Annotated in this window: 19 protein-coding genes and 1 tRNA gene; 10 read left to right on the top strand and 10 right to left on the bottom strand. The window is 54.9% G+C overall.

What is annotated here, in order from left to right; all coding sequences use genetic code 11:
• Positions 1–72 precede the first annotated feature (72 nt).
• Positions 73–162: transfer RNA gene (locus AAYR33_05230), tRNA-Ser, on the top strand.
• A 215-nt stretch (positions 163–377) separates the two neighbouring features.
• Here AAYR33_05230 and AAYR33_05225 read toward each other — a convergent pair.
• Together AAYR33_05225 and AAYR33_05220 are read right to left on the bottom strand one after the other, a co-directional pair.
• The gene (locus AAYR33_05225) at positions 378–1,577 is read right to left on the bottom strand and encodes a hypothetical protein (GenBank protein ID XAO72280.1); all 1,200 of its coding nucleotides are present in this window, start codon (positions 1,575–1,577) and stop codon (positions 378–380) included.
• 1,082 nt (positions 1,578–2,659) lie between these two features.
• Entirely contained in the window at positions 2,660–2,935 is a 276-nt protein-coding gene (locus AAYR33_05220) for a hypothetical protein (GenBank protein ID XAO72279.1), read from the bottom strand.
• 383 nt (positions 2,936–3,318) lie between these two features.
• On the opposite strand from AAYR33_05220, the gene AAYR33_05215 reads away from it, so the two are divergent.
• The gene (locus tag AAYR33_05215) at positions 3,319–4,464 is read left to right on the top strand and encodes a Hint domain-containing protein (protein ID XAO72278.1); all 1,146 of its coding nucleotides are present in this window, start codon (positions 3,319–3,321) and stop codon (positions 4,462–4,464) included.
• Positions 4,465–4,574: 110 nt separating this feature from the next.
• On the opposite strand, the gene secB is transcribed toward AAYR33_05215, so the two are convergent.
• Entirely contained in the window at positions 4,575–5,096 is a 522-nt protein-coding gene (gene secB, locus AAYR33_05210; protein ID XAO72277.1) for a protein-export chaperone SecB, read from the bottom strand.
• Between the two features lie 438 nt (positions 5,097–5,534).
• Between secB and AAYR33_05205 the strand changes: the two genes are divergently transcribed.
• The 5 genes from AAYR33_05205 (at position 5,535) to AAYR33_05185 (ending at position 10,239) form a co-directional block, all read left to right on the top strand.
• Entirely contained in the window at positions 5,535–6,218 is a 684-nt protein-coding gene (locus AAYR33_05205; protein XAO72276.1) for a Tim44/TimA family putative adaptor protein, read from the top strand.
• A 117-nt stretch (positions 6,219–6,335) separates the two neighbouring features.
• Positions 6,336–7,454, top strand: coding sequence for an MltA domain-containing protein (locus AAYR33_05200; protein XAO72275.1), 1,119 nt, complete (start codon positions 6,336–6,338; stop codon positions 7,452–7,454).
• A 65-nt stretch (positions 7,455–7,519) separates the two neighbouring features.
• Positions 7,520–8,293: a site-specific DNA-methyltransferase gene (locus AAYR33_05195; GenBank protein ID XAO72396.1), complete on the top strand. Its 774-nt coding sequence runs from the start codon at positions 7,520–7,522 to the stop codon at positions 8,291–8,293.
• A gap of 81 nt (positions 8,294–8,374) precedes the next feature.
• Entirely contained in the window at positions 8,375–8,761 is a 387-nt protein-coding gene (locus AAYR33_05190) for a heme-binding domain-containing protein (GenBank protein XAO72274.1), read from the top strand.
• Positions 8,716–10,239 (top strand): cytochrome c peroxidase, encoded by a 1,524-nt coding sequence (locus tag AAYR33_05185; GenBank protein XAO72273.1) that lies wholly within the window; start codon positions 8,716–8,718, stop codon positions 10,237–10,239. Before AAYR33_05190 ends, AAYR33_05185 begins: the two co-directional genes overlap by 46 nt.
• Here the strand turns inward: AAYR33_05185 and AAYR33_05180 are convergent.
• A complete protein-coding gene (locus AAYR33_05180) occupies positions 10,190–11,209 on the bottom strand; it encodes a hypothetical protein (GenBank protein ID XAO72272.1) in 1,020 nt (339 codons plus the stop codon). The two genes, AAYR33_05185 and AAYR33_05180, sit on opposite strands and share 50 nt — an antisense overlap.
• Before the next feature lie 213 nt (positions 11,210–11,422).
• Complete coding sequence (hemF, locus tag AAYR33_05175) at positions 11,423–12,376, bottom strand: oxygen-dependent coproporphyrinogen oxidase (GenBank protein ID XAO72271.1); 954 nt, start codon at positions 12,374–12,376, stop codon at positions 11,423–11,425.
• A gap of 170 nt (positions 12,377–12,546) precedes the next feature.
• Here hemF and AAYR33_05170 point away from each other — a divergent pair, with 170 nt between their 5' ends.
• Positions 12,547–13,449 carry an S-methyl-5'-thioadenosine phosphorylase gene (locus AAYR33_05170; GenBank protein XAO72270.1) on the top strand — a complete coding sequence of 301 codons (903 nt, stop codon included), beginning with the start codon at positions 12,547–12,549 and terminating at the stop codon, positions 13,447–13,449.
• 60 nt (positions 13,450–13,509) lie between these two features.
• Here AAYR33_05170 and AAYR33_05165 read toward each other — a convergent pair whose 3' ends face one another.
• Entirely contained in the window at positions 13,510–14,181 is a 672-nt protein-coding gene (locus AAYR33_05165) for a dienelactone hydrolase family protein (protein XAO72269.1), read from the bottom strand.
• 375 nt (positions 14,182–14,556) lie between these two features.
• On the opposite strand from AAYR33_05165, the gene AAYR33_05160 reads away from it, so the two are divergent.
• Both AAYR33_05160 and groL read left to right on the top strand, forming a co-directional pair.
• Positions 14,557–14,850, top strand: coding sequence for a co-chaperone GroES (locus tag AAYR33_05160; GenBank protein ID XAO72268.1), 294 nt, complete (start codon positions 14,557–14,559; stop codon positions 14,848–14,850).
• 45 nt (positions 14,851–14,895) lie between these two features.
• Complete coding sequence (gene groL / locus AAYR33_05155) at positions 14,896–16,533, top strand: chaperonin GroEL (GenBank protein XAO72267.1); 1,638 nt, start codon at positions 14,896–14,898, stop codon at positions 16,531–16,533.
• A 104-nt stretch (positions 16,534–16,637) separates the two neighbouring features.
• On the opposite strand, the gene AAYR33_05150 is transcribed toward groL, so the two are convergent.
• The 4 genes from AAYR33_05150 to AAYR33_05135 all read right to left on the bottom strand — a co-directional run bounded on the left by AAYR33_05150 (position 16,638) and on the right by AAYR33_05135 (position 19,333).
• Positions 16,638–17,651, bottom strand: a complete 1,014-nt coding sequence (locus AAYR33_05150; protein XAO72266.1) for a helicase C-terminal domain-containing protein — start codon at positions 17,649–17,651, stop codon at positions 16,638–16,640.
• A 180-nt stretch (positions 17,652–17,831) separates the two neighbouring features.
• Positions 17,832–18,194 carry a hypothetical protein gene (locus tag AAYR33_05145; GenBank protein ID XAO72265.1) on the bottom strand — a complete coding sequence of 121 codons (363 nt, stop codon included), beginning with the start codon at positions 18,192–18,194 and terminating at the stop codon, positions 17,832–17,834.
• The gene (locus tag AAYR33_05140; GenBank protein XAO72264.1) at positions 18,145–18,942 is read right to left on the bottom strand and encodes a DEAD/DEAH box helicase; all 798 of its coding nucleotides are present in this window, start codon (positions 18,940–18,942) and stop codon (positions 18,145–18,147) included. Before AAYR33_05140 ends, AAYR33_05145 begins: the two co-directional genes overlap by 50 nt.
• 13 nt (positions 18,943–18,955) lie before the next feature.
• On the bottom strand, positions 18,956–19,333 hold the full coding sequence (locus AAYR33_05135) for a hypothetical protein (protein ID XAO72263.1): 378 nt from the start codon (positions 19,331–19,333) through the stop codon (positions 18,956–18,958).
• Positions 19,334–19,340: the final 7 nt, after the last annotated feature.

The raw sequence follows: 19,340 nt of genomic DNA, 5'->3' as shown, positions 1-19,340 counted from the left end.
GCCGTAACGACACACCGTCAGGAAACGGGACTTGCGTTTGAACGCGCTTTTCGGCAAAGAGTGTCTCCGTATGGAGAGGTGACCGAGCGGTTTAAGGTAGCGGTCTCGAAAACCGCCGTGCGTGGAAGCGTACCGTGGGTTCGAATCCCACCCTCTCCGCCACCGGGCATTATTGCGCATCCCGCCAGAGCGGGCTTGATTCACGCCATGCTGCACGCGACGTCCGGCTGTAAGGGGCAATCAGGTTTTTCACTTTTGGGCGAAATACGACCTTGCGTTTTAGGTTCGTTTTAGAGCTACTCCTAAAATCGAATTAGAGGCGGTTTCACGCGGTATTAGGCGTGAGCAGGTCCATGCTGATCGGACGGCGCGATTGATCAGAAATGGCCGTTTTTGGGGCATCTTAGTTTCTTCAATAGTTTTACATTGCCATTACATTTGCAACTCGCGCGACGGCCCCCGTTTTGGGAAATAAATGGGGATAATGCGGTGCCAAGATCGGCAAAACCGTCCCGACTGACTTTCGAGCCTTCTCTTGGACGAATGGGTGGAGGGGCTATGCCGAAGCGCGCATCTGGCTTTGTCAAATCTAAAATGACGACTTTAGAAAGGAAAGGTTGATTTCCGATGATGCCGCTTACGCCTGAAAGTCGTTCTTTGAAGCGTCTCGGTTGACCCCGGATTGTAAAAGCGTATCCAATTTCAAAAGGTGCAGTTTCAGAAATTGAAGAGCTGAGCCCTTCTCCGTCTAAAGTGAGGCTTTTCCCGAAGGCGCCAACTTGTGTATGAATTGCGGCATCATGTGGGCGTTCAAGGTTGGTCAGGACTTTCCAATTGTCCAAGTCGACGATCAAAGGAAAGAGACTAGACCCCGTATCACAACCGTAAAATCGACTTCCTAAATTCCCTAATTTCAGCGGTAGGAGAAGGTGATTATCGCGGAGTTCACCTTTTATCCATTGCGTCCCGGGAAGCTGAGAGGCCGGAAATGAATCGACATCGAATAGACAAAAGAGCTTGTCAGGATAGTCGATTACGCTCACTTTTTCGATCAGGTTCACTAAACCAAGAGAACCATCAAATTGATCGTCGGCGATCGCGCGATCCACCGAGAATGAAGCTTTCTTAGGTTCGATCTGTCCGAGGAGAACTCTAGCGGAAAAGCGAGGCAGTCTACCGTCCTCATTTTGATCAGCGAGACCTTTCCAATTTTTATAAATGATATTGTTGTAAATTCCTGTATCGAGTTGCATCTGTGCGGAACGATTATTTATGATAGCCTGGATCTCCATTGAGGCTTTTTCATTCCCTCCATCATTTTTCCATTTGAATGGAGAACAATTGGCTTTTTTATCAGGGAAAACCGGCGCGCCGAGACATTTAGAGACGGTCAATAGGATGAAGGCAGGACGTAGAAGCGCTTTCAAAGTATCCATCAAGAACGGTGACCGTGTGCGATGGACGACGCGATAGGCGGGAAGAATTTCCGAGATGGACCGAAAAATAGTCTCGACGAAGAGGGACACGCTCTTCAAACGTTTGGAACCTATTAGCTTAATCACACCCATCTTGTTCATTATAATTGTCCTATAGAGATTACTCCCGACTATTAACATTTACATTTATTTAAACAAAGACGCGTTTGAAGCAACGACTTCGTCTGAAATTTTTGGATTATCTATTTCAAGCTGCTCGGTGCTACGCTCGGCTTCAAAGCGCGGCAAAGCTGGAAGCTATGTGCCTCGTCTCTTAAAAGGTCGAGCCATCATCCCCCGCCACACCGTGCACGTGAGTGCACGACGGTTGACAGTAAATCACAACTCAGAATGAAACACGCATCCGAAGCAATTTAATAAGGTTGAAGGGGTGGCGGTGGGGAGAGGCCACCTGTTGCCGGGTTGTTCTGTGTCAATATTCGTCATGCTTGCTCCCAATGTTCTGATAGGGCCACTTGTGATCGGATATTGGTGCGTCGACAGGTAGGGATCATTGTTTGATTGCGTGTCACCAGGCACGTAGTGATCATTATCTATCGTGGTTTCATGGATGACGCCTCCAACGCGTGTGAAGATCGTCACAGACTGAATTTGCTCGGTCGGTATGTGGAAAGGGCACAAACCATTCCTGTTCTCGCACCATGGTGGCTCTCATCTGGTCTGAAACGCGTCACGGTGGCGTCGCGTGCTCGTAAATATTATAGATCGACGTCGATGCCGAATAGAAATTCGCGTCAGGCTGGATATTACAAATGTAACTTGTGGCGTCACGCGCGACATTAAGCAGGTCGATGGCAAATCTACGTACAATATCGGAGTTGGACGTCGTAGGGATAAGGGCTGAATCGCGACTGCCCCTCCCGCCACTGAACCCCAATATATGTGCATTGACATTGATATTATTTCCCCAGGGCGTAAAGCCGGAATCGAATACTTCAGAAGGGGGTCTCGATTCAGCGCGGAATACTTTCTTAACCGGTAACGCGTACGCGCAAGAGAAGCTGAAAATGACCATTGAAGTAACGATAAGCCTGTTGATAAGCGATGCGCTGCTCATGCGTGTTTTCTCGCCAGGGTTGACTCAGATAATCTGATGCCGACAAGCTCATCAATACTTGGGTCGAGCGTGCTTTGAGCGACGCAGATATCGGTCTTCACGCCGGTTAGATACGCCTTTTCGCGACGTCATACGCCCAGGGATTGTCATTTTTAATGGTGTAATGCCAGTAATTCGTGCCGAGATCGCCGCCGCCGATTTTGAATGTGGCTCCCCAACTCGGGCCTAATTTGGCACCGATGACATCGGTGACGCTTGTGCCATTATATAAAATAGTCTGCCCGTGATCAAATTTACCACACAACGCAGCACATAACTGTTCAAGATCATCACCTGCATGAGCCGGGGAAGAGATCGCGCAGACGCACATTGCGACCGCCATTATAATTTTCATGAATTTATGCCTTTTTATTATTGTTTTCTAGTCATAGAATTCGATTACTATACAGTAAACATCAATAAAGCGCAAGTTTATGAGGGGGGTTATGTTTTAAAAAAACGGTCACGAAACGCCCAATGCAACAGGCTTTTACGTCCTGTGCCGGTCTTGTCAGGAGAGGGGGCAGGTCCCAGCTGGCTTAGCGCTGTATGGGCTCACGCCAATCAAAAATGATAAAATTCGGATTGGATGAGCATCCTAGGGCGCACTGGTGAAATGGGAAAGATTTCATCCCGCCATCAGCGTCCCCCCTCTCTCGATAAAGTGGCCCGGAGACGCTTTGCTCCCGGGCGCAGGCGATATAACTGTTACGCGGAGTTCAGATTTTGCTGACAAAGACGGAAATTGCTGCAGAAACGCTATCCCAAGTCGTGATGGAGGATGACGCCCTTCCTTCAGAAAGCACGCATGACGGGGTGAATTCGGTCACAGACCGCCAGTCTTACCTGGCCGGCACAATGATTCGCACCCTGTCAGGTGAAAAACGCATTGAGGATATCCTTGTCGGGGACAGGATCGCAGCGCTTGTCGATGGAAGAATGACCGGTTGCGACGTCATCCAAACAGGTCACCAGACGGTGACCGCCGGTTCTGGTAAAGATGACGACTTCTCCCGTTTTCCGATCCGGATCATGCAAGGTGCGATCGCCGATGACGTACCGTGCCGTGACTTACTTGTTGGGCCGGCACATTTTGTGGCTTTCGGCGCCTATCTTGTCCCGACCCACAGGCTTAAGAACGGCGCGACGATTTATTACGATCACGGGATTTCCTCAAGCACCCATTGTCATTTTGCAACCGTTGAAAATGCTGTGGTCTGGGCCAATAACTTGCCATGCCGATCTGCCATCCCGACAGAAGAAGCAATTTTGAGCGTTTCCGAAGTCACGGATGAGCGCGTGTCACCGTCCGGGATGCCGCTTTCAGGGAATATGCCGCTGCAGATCGTGACCTCAGACTATATCGAGCCGATTGCGCGTGGCATTCAGGCGCGCGCGGCGCATATGGGCTTCCGACAGGAGGGCAAGCTCGACATGAAGCCATCACAGGAAATCACTTGCCAGGTGGTGGACGCATGTGGAAGGGCCGTCGCGCCGATCCGGCATCACGGCAGAACCTTGCTGTTTAACGTTGAAACGCTTCAGGGATTCATATCCATCCGAAGTCCTGCGGCGCGGCCGTGTGATGTGGTTAGACCCTTCACTGATGACAGGCGGAATCTCGGCCTTTTAATCGGTGAAATTACGGTCATCTTCCCGGATCGCGTGGAGGCGATGACCCATCATCTTTCAGAGCCGAATCTTTTTGGTTGGCATGACGTTGAGGCGGAGCAGGCAATGCGATGGACAGCAGGGCAGGCCGTGATGCCGATGGAGGAATTGCTGGACGGTCAGGCACGCATTCTGGCGATTGAGATCAAAGCGTTCGGTCCCTATGTCGCGGAGGATGATGTCGTGTCGACGCTGGCGTAGCTGCGGACCCGGTGAGGTCAGTGACACACGCACGCCACGATCTCCAACCTCCCATCAGAAAAAAGGCGCCCGGGTGGGGCGTCTTGATCAAATCGTGCTTGCAGCGACTTTCAGGCATTACCTTCCGTCTGTGGAAATTGCTGCGCGCGTTTGCTCTGCCAGAGCCCGACAAAATCGATGGGATGCAGAACAACAGGTGCAAAGCCGCCATCCCGCGTAACGTCACTGATGATACTACGCACGAAGGGGAAGAGGAGGCGCGGCACTTCGATCAGCAGGATAGGTTCGATGGTTTGTTCCTGCGCGTCGGCGATGGTCACGACGGATGCATAAGTCAGTTCAAGAATGAAAATCGGTTTTCCCGGGACACCACCTTCCTTCTCAGGGGCTTCCTGCGCCTCGGCTTTCACGGCGATTGCGACTTCATAAACAGGTTGTTTATCGTCGAGCTTATGCGCCTGCACATCGATATTGACGCCGATCTGCGGTGTCGCCTTAATGGAGGCGAAAGTCGCCGCACCGCTCGGAACCTCGAAGGATAGATCTTTGATGAATTGAACATTGACAGAGAGCGACAAGGCCGACGGCGCTGCGCCTGAATTCTCGTTCTGTTCGTTGCTTGGTTGTGTCATTCTCAATTCCCGCGCTTTGGTCTGATCACTGTCGTCGTCATGACATGACGGTGTTTGATCGGCCGATCTTAGCACGGGCACAAGGCTGGGGCCTAGACTCTCCAGAAAGTTTAAGGGCGTTCGACGTCGATTTTATCCGTGTCGGTCGGCAGAGTGACGGCATTAAAAGGCGGCGTTTATTTACAGACCAACACTGCCTAAAATATTGCTTAACCGGCCCCGTCACGGTTTCTGCTGCGTTAGGCCTTGGGGATGGGGGTTGAAAACACATCTTTCAGCGCCATTTTTCAGGGTGACGTCAGCATTGACGCCGTGACTGGCGGAGGAAGGATGATCTCATTTCGGCAGGGATGGGGTGAAAGTCTATTTAAAGGTTGTTCCTGTGCGGTAAGCGATCTAATTTTACGTTTCCACTTTTGTGAAAGAGATTAACCGCCTATGTCAGGCTTGCCTATCCCGCTCGATATCATCTTCTTTGTGCTGGTTGCCCTGGTTCTGGGTTGGCGGCTCTTTGTCGTGCTCGGTCGACGCGTCAGGGTGGAAGCCGTCGTGACATTCCAGAAAAAGCCCCTGCCGTCGAGCAAACTGGCGTCCGGCCCAGATATGGGCGAGGTCAAGGCGGCGACACGCTGCGATATCCCGCAACCCAATACGCGCGTCGGCCAGGTCCTGCAGGAAATCGGGCGGCACGTCAGCAAGTTTGAGCCATCAGGCTTTGTGGAAGAGGCACAGCAGACATTTCGGGATGTCGTGACGGCTTTTGCAGCGGACGATGTCGTTCGCTTGAAAGCCTGCCTCACTTCGGATGCGTTTGACACGTTTAACGCTGTCATTGAGGCCCGTCAGAAAGATCAGACAACCCAGAAGGCCGAGATTAAGGCGATTGATGAGGTCGCGCTTGAGGATGCCGCGATAACAAGCCCCGGGACGCAGGCGGGCCTGGCATCCATTGATGTCAAATTCGTCTCAAGGCAGATCAGCACCGTTTACGACGCCGACAAGAATTTTGTATCCGGGACAGAATCCGTGACGGAATTTTCTGAGCTTTGGCGCTTCATCAAGGTAACCGGGCCGGAAAACGCGCAGGAGAAATGGCGGGTCGCTGCGATCAGGGCGGCATAAGCTGACTGAAATGCACTTAAGTGGCTGCCAGTTTCCAGCGGCGTGCCAGACTGTTCAAAGCATCAAGGCTGATGATTAATGAAAATAAATAGTGCAGGGCGTTTCGTGGTTTCATTGGTGACCCTTATCATCAGTGGGTGCGCGCCGCAGCTCCCTTCCGGTCAGGAGACTCATCAGCCTGTCCCTTATGGTTCCCTGCGCAGCTGGGGGAGTGAGTCCTTCAGCCAGATCGCTCCGATCGTTCATGAAGAATGCCGCCGGATTTTGACCTTGCCGGGCGATGCCCGCATCAGCGGTGGGACGCCTCTGCCTGCGGGAAATCTCGCGCGTGAGTGGCAGCCTGCCTGTCGCGCCTTCAACGCAGCACCGCCGGCTGATGACCGGTCGATGCAGTCTTTCTTCGAAAAATGGTTCACGCCTTACTACGTGAATGGTGACGACCTCATTGAGGGTTTCAGTGAAATCATCGTCCCGGCGTCACGCGATGAAACATCAAATTATCACATCCCTATCTATGCCCGGCCGCAGGATCTCGTTCGCTCTCAGCGAGGCGGCGGCTGGGTCACAGGGCGCTGGATCGGAACGCGCTTCGTCCCGTTTTATTCAAGGGCGGAAATTGATGCGGGTGCGCTGAAAGGGAAAGGGCTTGAAATTGCCTGGGTCAGGAGCCCGGCTGATCTTTTCATGCTTCAGTTCCAGGGGGCGGGGCGGCTTCGCCTTTCGGATGGCAATATACTCCATATCGCCTATGCGGCACGGAATGGACGTCCCTATACGCCGATCGGTCGCATTCTGCGGGACAGGAATTATATTTCGGATGGAAACATCACAATCGCAGCCATTCGTGACTGGATGAACCATTATCCCCAACAGGCGCGTCAGTTAATGGCGCAAAATCAGGACTACGTCTTTTTCAAGCTTCTGCCATCCCAATCACTTTCATCAGGGTCACCCGGCGCGATGGGGATCGGCCTGACACCCTACCGCGCCCTGCGTGCCAATGCGAAATCGATTCCTTTCGGTGCACCGGTCTGGGTTGAGACATCCATGAAGCTGCCGAATGGGGGGTCCCAATCATGGCGCCACCTGGCGTTCATGCAGGATGCGAATCTGGCCGCGCCGCTGGGCCATGTCGCACTCTTCACAGGTTGGGGCCCGGATGCGGATCACGTCGCCGCGGACCAGCATGAAACGGGCCGCCTCTTTATATTGTTGCTACGTGCGACGCCGGAATGACGGTGCCGAAGCGTCGCGCGCGGCGTGAGAAATCAGGGCGACATGTGCTGATCAATGGGGACGCGATGACCGTCCTCTGGCGCATGAAGGCGGCTTCCATTGATGTGATTGTGACCTCGCCACCTTATAATATTGGTCTGCCCTATAATTCATATAAAGATGCAATGGCGGATACTGATTACCTCGAATGGATGATACGGATCTGCCAGCAGTTAAAGCGCGTCCTGCGTCCGGAGGGGTCGTTCTTCCTCAATATCTCCGGCACGTCGCGACGACCCTGGCTGCCTTTCGAGCTCGCCATGAGATTGCAGCCGCTATTTTCATTGCAGAACCACATCATCTGGGTGAAATCCCTCGCGATCGGAGATGTGACACACGGACATTTCAAACCGCTCAATTCGACTCGTTTCCTCAATCATAATCATGAGCACGTATTCCACTTTACGCATGAGGGGGCTGTTGTCATTGACCGCCTCGCCATCGGTGTGCCCTTCAAGGATAAAAGCAACATTGCGCGACGCAATCACGCGCGAGATTGCCGATGCCGTGGCAATACTTGGTATATCCCCTATGAAACCGTGCGCACGAAGCAGCAGAAATTCATGCATCCCGGCACCTTCCCTGTCGAGTTGCCCAGCGCCTGCCTGGCTCTGCATGGTGTGAATGAAAAATCGCTCGTGCTTGACCCGTTTCTTGGTTCCGGCTCCACGTTGGTTGCTGCGGAAGAAGCTGGCGCAAACGGGATCGGCATCGAGATGGACCCGACTTATTACCGCACGGCGCGCGCCCGGCTTCGAGCCTTAATGCCAACCCGTGCGGGGGAAAACGCACATTCATGACGGTATCGACATTGTGTAAAATCACTTCTACCTGCGCATCATCTCTTGCTATACAACCCGCGCCGGATAAAGGGAGTTAGGATGTCGGTCAAACGAGGTAAAGCGCGACTTATCCGTCAATTTGTGATGATTGCTGGGGTCATCGGGCTGGGCGCTTACGGCGTGACCATCGCCTGGCTGACGCATTTTGACCGGTCATCCGCGCCACCATTATCCGCCTCAAGCGCCACGCGCAAAGACCCGATCGCCTTGGCCGCATTCAACGCATTGCGTGGCGCGCGCTGCGATTATTGTCACACCGAAAACGCGCAACTGCCATTTTACTTTAAAATTCCGGTCGCCAGGCAATTAATGGCGAAGGACCTTCGTCAGGGCCTCCGACATTTCCGTTATGAGCCGGTCCTGAGGGCTTTCGATGCCGGGTGCCCCCTTCGGTGGAGCAATTATCGCGCATTGAGGAAGTGGTGACGCAGAACCGTATGCCGCCCTCGCTTTTCCTGCTGATGCACTGGCGCGCTTATCTCATGTCTTCGGAACGTGCTGCGATCCTGACCTGGATACGTCAGACACGCCGCAACTATTACGCCACGCCGGATGTCGCCCCGCAACATGCAGAGGAGGTTATCCAGCCAATCCCTGAGCAGATTCAGGCTAATTGGGATCGCGCGGCGCTCGGCAAAAAGCTGTTTTTTGAGCGGCGTCTTTCCGGCGATGGGAAGTTGAATTGCGCCAGCTGCCACGGCCTTGATAAAGCGGGCGTCGATAATCTGAAAACGGCGACAGGCATTAATGGGAAGAAAGGCCCGATCAATTCACCGACTGTCTATAATGCAGTCTTTAATATTGCGCAGTTCTGGGATGGGCGCGCGGTGGATCTCGCGGCGCAGGCGGCAGGGCCTGTGACCAATCCGCTTGAGATGGGCGCGCATGATTGGGACACGGTCGTCGCCACATTAAAAAGCGATCCGGAATATGTCGCGGATTTCCAACGTATTTACGGGTCGGACGCCCTGACGAAGGAGAATATAACCAACGCGATCGCGGAATATGAGCGCACCCTCATCACGCCCGATAGTCCCTTTGACCTCTATCTGAAAGGTGACGATAACGCGATCACGATGCAGGAGAAACATGGTTATGCGTTGTTCAAGCAGGTCGGTTGCTCAGGTTGTCATAGTGGTGTCGCCCTCGGCGGGGACGCTTACGAGGTGATGGGGCTGGAGGGGCCTTATTTCTCAGACCGCAATACGCCTTTGACCCAGGCGGATATTGGTCGGCAATCCTTTACCAAAGCATTGAGTGATTTTCATCGTTTCAAAGTGCCGAACCTCCGTAATGTGGCGCTGACGGCCCCTTATTTTCATGATGGGAGCGCGCCGACGCTGGATGACGCTGTTAAGAAAATGGTGCGTTACCAGACACCCGCCGACATGCGTACTCCGTCGAGACAGCGATTGAAGACCGCGCCACGTCAGGATATGTCGCCCCGCCGCACGATCGTTCCCACGCCAAAAATTGAAATTGGCGCACGTTTGCCGGGGTTAGACAACACCTCCTGGCGCGCATTGCTCAAAGAGAAAAAGGCGGCGCAACGCAAATTAGATCTTCATGGTTTTGCGGCGCGGAAAGCTTTCCACGCACTTCATGACTTCTTCATTCAGTCGCATCGGGACGAGATTCGTTATGTCGAAGTCATTGCCGGCCTTGGTGGAGGTGGGGGTGTCCTCCGCCGTGAGCTACCGCATTGGCTTGAACGGCACGAGCTTCGGCCTTTAATCCTTGGCGTCGTCTACACACATCGGGCCAATAAAGGGGCTGTTCGCATTTTATTGTGTGCAGGGCGTTCGAGGACGCCCAACGCCGTGATAGGTCACAACCGAACGCTGGAACGAGCCGCTAAAAAGACCGCTTCGTTTCCTGACCAAGTCGCCAGCGCGGAAGATTGATATTCAGCCAACGTCGAAGCGCCAGTAACGCGGATAATTCAGGCGTGAAACTGGCCATGACGCCGGAGGCGGCGACGCCCGTACTGGGGTGAAGCGCATGCGCGGCGAGCCACGATTTGACCTGCTCATTATCCATGACGGAGCCGATCGCATATCGCCAGCGTGCGACGGAAACAGGTGATGTCAGCATGGGAAGTGCGATCAGGATCGGCGTCGCGGCCGCTGCACTCAAGGCGCGCCAGCCCGCGTAAAGGGTGGACCTGGGTGCCCGGCTGAAAGCCTGCCGAAAAGTTTCTTCAAATTTAGGCACGCCCGCCATGTCAGCACCGACATAAAAGAGGGGGGGCGTCCCCTCCGGAAGTTGATGTAGGATGGAGAAATCATCTTTGCGTGTCAGGGTAAGCTGGATCGCGTCAACCTCATTATTGGCAAGCGCGGCGAGCGCCTTTTTCTGGCTGACAATGCCGGAAACGGGCAAAGGGTGCAGGCCGAGAACGGAAAGCCCCAGCACAGTTGCGAGTTCAACCCCGATGGGCTGTGCAACAGCCACGCGCGACGGTTTATCGTGCAAAAATCCCGAAACCCGCGCACGAAATGAGCGATGGAGCTCCGCACGCGCGATGGTCATGACAGTTTGTTGCGCCGCCAGAACGCTGATCCAGCGCGAGTAATCGAAATGCACGCGGGCATCGTCACATAATGACGCAATCACGGCTGAGCCCTTTGAGACCAGCGCCATTTCGCGATTATCTTCCGGCGGGTTTCTGTCAAAAAGATTGGCCACCGTAACACCATCATGCCCAAGGTCAAAAGCAAGGTCAAGATCGCTCTGCATCCCCAGCCCGCTGGAAAGGGAAGGGGCAATGAGGCGCGCAAAAGCCCCGCTTTCAGACGCTTCATTGCCGCTGACGATCAGTCGGGTTGGGGGGACTGAAGGGTTGGGCGCGCCAGTCAAAGGCGTCTGCCCCATCACGCGAGAAGACGCGAAACAAGCAGACCCTAAAATTGCGGAGAGAAGCCGACGTCGAGAGAGTACGGCGTGATTTCTGGCGCTTTCACTCATATAATTTTATTATACACATCCATGCTGTCCATGTCCTTAAACTTTAACGATGGCACGGAGTTCCACGGCGATATTTGACCCAAAACAACATGATGAAGTCTTTCCTGCATAGGCGTGACGTTAGGGCCATTTCACCTCTGGCGGCATACTCATTAAAATAGCCTCGGTGTTACCACCCGTTTTAAGGCCGAAAATCGTCCCACGGTCATGGATCAGATTAAACTCAACGTAGCGTCCCCGGCGGATTAATTGCGCGTCGCGGTCTTGATCCGTCCAGGGCGTCATCATGCGTTTCCGGACGATGGCAGGATAAATATCGGCGAAGGCCGAGCCGACATCCCGCGTGAAGGCGAAATCACCCTCTGGATTTTCCGTGCGATGCTGATCGAAAAAGATCCCCCCAAGACCGCGCGGTTCATTTCGGTGCGGAAGAAAGAAATAACGGTCACACCACGCCGTGAATCGCGGATAGTAGGTGTCGTCATGCGTGTTACACGCTCTCTTGAGAGCTTCATGGAAGGCGGCGGCATCCTCCTGCGCGGCTTCGTTTTCCGGGAACATGGGCGTGATGTCTCCACCCCCGCCAAACCATCCCTCACTGGTGATGATGAGCCGCGTGTTGAAGTGCGCGGCGGAAACATGCGGGTTGCAGGGATGCGCCACGAGGGAAATGCCTGTCGCGAAAAATCGCGGATCAGAATCCGCGCCGGGGATAGTGCGTCGGAATTCTGGTGAGAATTCGCCCCAGACAGCGGAGATATTGACGCCGACTTTCTCAAAAACCCGGCCCCGCATGACGGACATGACGCCGCCGCCATTCAGAGTGGCACCTTCACTCACATGCCGCTTCCAGCTTTCCCGATGGAATGTCCTCGCATTGATGCGGTCGCCCAGAACGGGACTTCCTGCGGCGACGGCCTCCGCCTCAATCGCTTCGTAGGACGCACAGATCTGGTCTCGCAACGCGTGGAACCACGTCTGCGCCCGCTCCTTGAAGGAATCATGCGCGATGTCGGGCCGTAAAACCTCATTGAAAAATTCAGGACGGGATAAATCTTTTTCTATGCGGCTCATCTCAAAGTCTCCGAGAGCGTGGGGCTAGCGCTCTTGAGGGTAGGGTTTGACCTGTGACATATAGTCGGCTGAGTATCCCTTCACAGGGTGCAGATTCAGGCAGGTCGCCGCGCAGAACGGCAACGCGATTGTCCGGACTTACAACATTTTTTGGAAGGCTGCATTGATCCATGTCTTCATCTCAAATCATTCAACCGGTTATCGGAATCATTGGCGGTTCCGGTCTTTACGATATTGACAGGCTTGAAAATAAAAGCTGGCGCAATATCGAGACGCCGTGGGGCCAGCCTTCTGACGCTTTATTATGCGGTGAGCTGGGCGGCGTGCAATGCGTATTCCTACCGCGCCATGGGCGTGACCACCGGATACCGCCGTCAAAACTGAATTTCAGGGCCAATATTGACGCGCTCAAGCGCCTTGGCGTGACCGATGTGCTCTCACTTTCAGCGGTCGGTTCACTTCGGGAGGTCTTATCTCCCGGCACGTTCGTCATTGTGGATCAGTTTATTGATCGGACGTTCGCCCGGAAGAAAAGCTTTTTCGGCACAGGCTGTGTCGCCCATGTCGGGTTAGGTCATCCGACAGCGCAGCGTATCAATGATGTGATTGAGATGGAAGCCGCGGCCCTGCAATTGCCCATTACCCGAGGCGGCACCTACCTGGTGATGGAGGGGCCTCAATTTTCCACTTATGCGGAAAGCAGACTTTACCAATCCTGGGGCTGCGATGTGATTGGCATGACCAACATGCCGGAGGCCAAGCTGATCCGTGAGGCTGAGATGTGCTATGCCAGTATCGCCATGGTGACGGATTATGATTGCTGGCATGAGGATCATGATTCCGTGACGGTGACGGATGTCATGAAAGTTATGAAAAACAACGCCGCCGCTACCCGCACCTTATTGCAGCGTGTCATTCCAAAACTCGGTGAGAAGCGGGGTCTGTGTCCCTCCGGCGCCGAGCGCGCGCTGGACCACGCCATTATCACGCTGCAGGACAAGCGAGACCCGGCGCTTGTGCGTAAGCTGGATGCCGTCGCCGGGCGGGTTCTGCGTTCGGAAATCGTCTCCTGAAGCCAATTTGACGGTTATCATCCCCACCCTATCGTGTTAAGCACGCGGGTGGGCGGCGCGTCAGATATGTTGGCTGAGGAAATCCATTGAACGCTGCCACGCCAGGCTGGCCGCATCCTCATTATAGCTGCTGCGATCAAAGCAGCCGAAACCGTGATCAGCCTGATCATAGACGAAAAGCTCAAGATCAGGTTGGTTCTGGCGGATTGTCAGAATATCCGTATGCGGGATATGCGCATCCTGTCCCCCGAAATGGAGTTGCACCGGGCAATGAGGTGCCGCATGGCTTTCCGCCGCGATGCCGCCACCGTACCATGAGACGGCCGCCTGCAATTTCTGCGTTTGAGTCGCCATCCGCCAGGAGAGGAGGCCGCCCCAGCAAAAGCCGATCGCGCCCACGCGCTTGTGCCCGGCCTGATGAAGATAGTCCGCGGCGGCTGAGACATCCAGCAGGGCGTCGGCCTGATCACAGGAAGCATATGTCTCAAGCGCGCGCTTGAGTCCGTCACCCTCATAAGCGAGCACCAGATCCCGCTCAACACGGTCATAGAGCGCGGGAGAAATGGCGTGATAACCCATCTTCGCCAGCCGGTCGCAAACGGAACGTATGTAAGGGGTGACGCCGAAAGCCTCCTGAATGACGACGATGGCACGCTCCGCATCTGCATCGCCTGCGATGTAGGCGCTGAGATGGTGGCCGTCCGAAGACGTTAAAGTTTCAATTTTGCTCATGGACTGTCTCCCTTGATGAGGCCTTTTTAGACCTTTGTAGCAGGAAGCGTCCAGCGGCAATCAGCTTGTGAGCCTGTGTCGATCACGGTGTTTTCTCTTCCGACGGTTAAAAAAGGAAGTGCGGGAAGACACCCTGATGCGGGCCTTGAGGTGAAGGGAAAAAACGATATTCCAGCGGGCCTCTGAAGCGCCTCTGCCGATCATTTCGAGGGCGATTAGACGTCATCTTGCATGCTCTTGACGGAAAAAAAATTAAACCTTATCTAGTTTGGCACTCCCGATAAGAGAGTGCTAACGCGCTGCGGCTTTGCGGGCGCGCAAACCGGTTGTGCTGCTTATCAATCGAGGGCACGACCCCTAATTTTGGAGCGATCCATGGTAAATAAATTCAGACCTTTACATGACCGTGTGGTGGTCGAGCGTCATAATGGTGAAGAAAAAACCGCTGGCGGCGTCATCATTCCCGACACGGCGAAGGAAAAACCGATGGAAGGCGTGGTCATCTCGGTAGGACCGGGTGCCCGCAATGAGCAGGGCCAGATCGTCGCCCTGGACGTCAAGGAAGGTGACCGCGTCCTTTTCGGAAAATGGTCCGGGACGGAAGTGAAGATTGACGGCAAAGAGCTGCTGATCATGAAAGAAAGCGACATTATGGGCGTGCTCAGCTGAGCGGCCTCATCTGACTGAACCTGACTGTAAAACTGGAGATTTATTATGGCTGCCAAAGACGTAAAATTCGGCGGTGAAGCGCGTGAGCGCCTGCTTCGTGGTGTCGATATTCTTGCCAATGCCGTCAAGGTGACATTAGGCCCCAAGGGCCGCAACGTTGTCCTTGATAAGAGCTTCGGCGCGCCACGCATCACGAAAGATGGTGTCTCCGTCGCGAAAGATATCGAGCTTGCGGACAAGTTCGAGAATATGGGCGCGCAGATGGTGCGCGAAGTTGCTTCCAAGACCAATGACATTGCGGGTGACGGCACGACGACGGCAACGGTGCTGGCGCAGGCCATTATCAAGCGCGGTGCCAAATCTGTTGCAGCGGGCATGAACCCGATGGACCTTAAGCGCGGTATCGACTTGGCGGTTAAGGCTGTCGTCGAAGAGCTCGAAAAGCGCAAGGTCAAAATCTCGAACGATGAGATTGCACATGTTGGCACGGTTTCGGCTAATGGTGACGAAACGATCGGCAAGATGATTTCCGACGCGATGAAGAAAGTCGGGTCGAACGGCGTTATCACGGTGGAAGAGGCGAAAGGCCTGGATACCGAGTTGGATGTCGTTGAAGGCATGCAGTTCGATCGCGGTTACATCTCTCCCTATTTTGTGACAAATCCGGAGAAGATGACGGCGGACCTCGAAAATCCGTACATCCTGATTCATGAAAAGAAAATCTCCTCGCTTCAGCCGATGCTGCCCCTGCTTGAGAAAGTTGTGCAGTCTGGTCGTCCGCTGCTGATCATTGCTGAGGATGTTGATGGAGAAGCTCTGGCGACCCTCGTCGTCAACAAGCTTCGTGGTGGCCTCAAGATCGCCGCTGTCAAAGCACCCGGCTTTGGTGAGCGCCGCCGCGCCATGCTTGAGGATATTGCGACACTGACGAACGCTGAGGTGATCAGCGAAGATCTCGGCATCAAGTTGGAAGCGGTTGAGATTTCATCGCTCGGGACCGCGAAGAAAGTCCATATTGATAAAGAGAACACTACGATCGTCGAAGGTGTCGGCGAGAAAGTGAAAATCGAGAAGCGTTGCACGCAGCTGAAGAGCCAGATTGCCGAGACGTCTTCTGATTACGACAAAGAGAAACTGCAGGAGCGTCTCGCGAAGCTCTCTGGCGGTGTCGCGGTCATCCGCGTCGGCGGCAGCACGGAAGTCGAGGTTAAAGAGCGTAAGGATCGCGTCGATGACGCGCTGAATGCGACACGCGCCGCGATTGAGGAAGGTGTCGTCCCGGGCGGCGGTACGGCTTTGGCGCGCGCGGCTTCAGTCCTGAAGCATGTTAAAACCGAAAATCAAGATCAGAAAGTCGGCGTTGAGATTGTGCAGGAATCTCTTCAGATCCCTCTGCAGCAGATCGCCGAAAATGCCGGACATCATGGTGCCGTGATTGCGGGCAAGGTTCTTGAAAATTCCAATTACGCGTATGGTTTCGATGCGCAGAAGGATGAGTTCAAGGATCTAGTCGAAGCGCGCATTATTGACCCGAAAAAGGTCGTCCGTGCGGCGCTTCAGGATGCGGCCTCCATCGCCGGTCTTCTGATCACGACGGAAGCCATGGTTGCTGAACGTCCTGAGAAGAAAGCAGCCCCTGCGGGCGGCCCGGGTATGGGTGGCGTGGGTGACATGGACTTCTAAGTCCACGTCATTCGACGTTATAAAAAGACTGCCTCGCTTTTGCGGGGCAGTCTTTTTTGTTTGGCAGAGCGACCCCGCAATCCATCACCGCTTTTTGAAAGCCGTCAATCGGTCGCTTCTACCAGAAAAGCGCTGATCCGGGTGGTGGCATCCCGCAAACCGAGGCGCTCAACCACCACACCTTCCGGGAACGCAGAAAGCAGACGCGACGGAAACTGGCGGTCAAACGTTACAAAAACACATTTATCCGCACTTGATCGGATGAGGCGCCCGAAACCCTGCCGAGTGCGCATCCGGGTCAGGCGATCATCATAATCATCCAAACCTGTTTCCACCGCATGGCGACGCCTCTCACGGTGCAGAATATCGGAGCGCGGCCACGGCGTTTTTTCAAACACGACGAGGCGGAGGGCATTTCCCTTGATGTCGATCCCGTCCCGCATGGCATCCGTCCCCAACAGGCAGCTATCAATTTCCGTCCGAAAAATATCGACGAGGGTCGCATTATCCATCTGGTGAACATGCTGCGCAAAAAGGGGGAGGCGCAGCTTTTCCAGCCGAGGTGCGAGATATTTATAGACACTTCGGAGGCGGCTAATCGCCGTAAAGAGACCGAGCACACCGCCGCGGGACGCCGTGAAAAGGGCCTCGAAAGCAGCTGCGAGTTGCGCGATTTCACGATGTGAGACATCCGTCACAATATAAGCGCGCGTCTGCTTCCGATAATCATAAGGGCTCATCATCGCGGCGCGCATCGCGGGTTTCAGGAAGTGGCTCGCGCCCATCATATGCTCCGCCGCGCGCCAGGAAGTCTCCGCGTCAGAGGGGCGTGCGGCGCGTCCGGCGAGGGAGATATCATGTCGGGGCAGATCATCGCCCGAAATGTCATGTTCGGAAATCTCCGTCATGCCGGGCTGGTCCCGCAAAGTTGCGGATGTCACGAGGATACCGTGCGCCGAGGCCTGCATGACGGTGGCATAAGGGATGGTGGGGTCGCGCCAATGACGATGAATGCCAATATCGTAGCGGGTGCCGCTGAAACGGCGATGAGAGATGGCCTCACTGCGGATGATATCGATAAAACGATCATCATCCGAAGGCGCTTTTTCAGGGCGCATAAAGCTTCGCGAAGGCGTGGTGCCAGAAGATCAAGACGGGGATCAACCGGTTGCGGGTCGCATTCAAGCTGGTCATGTCGCGGGTGAAGTTGCGTGCGGGCGCGCAATTGCTGATGAAACGCCCGAAGGAAGGCCTCTGAAGGGTTGACCTCCAGAGGCAGCTCCGTCGCCTCCGCGGCTTCAATCAGGACCTACGGTTCGGACTGAAGGCGATCGAGCCGTCCGGGGGGAAGGGAGAGCCTGTGCGGCGGCGATCACATGCATGATATGCCGTTTCAGAGGCGCATCCTGCGCGATAAGATCTTCCAGTCGGCGGCGAATCCGCGCGCGGGAGCGTCCCCCTTCAGCCCCTAAAAGCCAGCGCCGCAGCTCTGACGCTTCCAGACCGGATAAAGCGACGGAAAAAGCGCTGTCCGCCGCGTCGGGAAGGTGATGTCCTTTATCGAAAACATAATGTGTCGGGGGTTGATCTTCATCCGGTAATGTTTCCTCATCATGGAGCACCCACGCGGATTGCGCCATAACGAGGGCATGATTGGCCACCACGATTTCCGCCGATTTGGCGCGACGGATGGAATGCTCGACGAAGCAGCTCTGATAATGCGGGCAGGCGCTGTAAATGAACTCCCCGCGCCGGTCCGCCATACTCAGTAATGTCGCGCGGGCGTAAATCAAAGAACCAACCGGGGAGATCCCCACCAATGAGATCCCCATCTTCCGTCATTGAGGCCCACCGTGCGACCAATGCAAGCAATATACCCATGGGTGCGGCGGATCTGTCCGGTCGGGCGGCGAAAACATTGACGCTGTCTTCATAATTGAGAAGACAAAGGTAATTTTCCCGCCCTTTGCGAATGACGATTTTTCGCCGTCGCATGACACGATCAGGAAAAAGCGCATGGAGTTCACGCTCAATCTGCTTCTGAAGGTGGCGCGTGTAAGTTGAAACCCACACAGTGCCGCCATTTTTCTCCGCCCAGACGGATGCCGGGGCGAGGTAGCCTGCTGTTTTGCCGGTGCCCGTGCCGGCCTCAGCCAATACCAGCCCCGGTATACCGGGCGCCTCACGCGGTTGAAAAGCCTCACACGCGACGGACGTGAAATCACGCTGCGCCGGGCGCGTCTCCGCGCCCTTGCCGATGATATCAGCGAGGCGGTCCAACGCCGCATCACGTGAGACGGGTCGCGCGCCCGCGGGTGGGGGTGGGGCCTCATCCTCCCATTTCGGGAGGCGACGCCAGATTTTGAGGGGAAGCGTGTCATCCACGGCTGAGAGGGCGACATTGTCCAATAAATGTTGCAGGTCATGCCACCCAGGACCAGCGATGATGGTGCAAAACCTGTAAAAGGCCGCCGATCTTCCGTCGGCCAGGCGCCTGGAGCAGGCTGGCAAGCTGCTCTTCCAGCCGCGTGGTGATCGTCAGAAGAATGCGTGCATCGATACCCGCCTCAAGCGGGATATCCAACGCATCGCAGACCCCTTTGAGCGTCGGGGCGATACTGGTCGTGGGATGGATGAACAGGAAAAGCTCCAGCACATCCCGCCAGGGATAAGGGGATAAGGGGATAAGGGGATACGGGGGTGCGCAGACCCAGTCGCCTGACCGTGACAGCACCGTTAATGACAATTGGGGACGGGGCGCGCTCCCATAAATCCCGCGCTTCAGGTAGGGACAGCGCAAGCAGCGC

The organism is Acetobacteraceae bacterium, assembly GCA_039613835.1.
Taxonomy (GTDB): Bacteria; Pseudomonadota; Alphaproteobacteria; order Acetobacterales; family Acetobacteraceae; genus Sorlinia.
The sequence above is the reverse complement of the archived record's forward strand: the minus strand, read 5'-3'. Positions and strand labels throughout refer to the sequence as shown.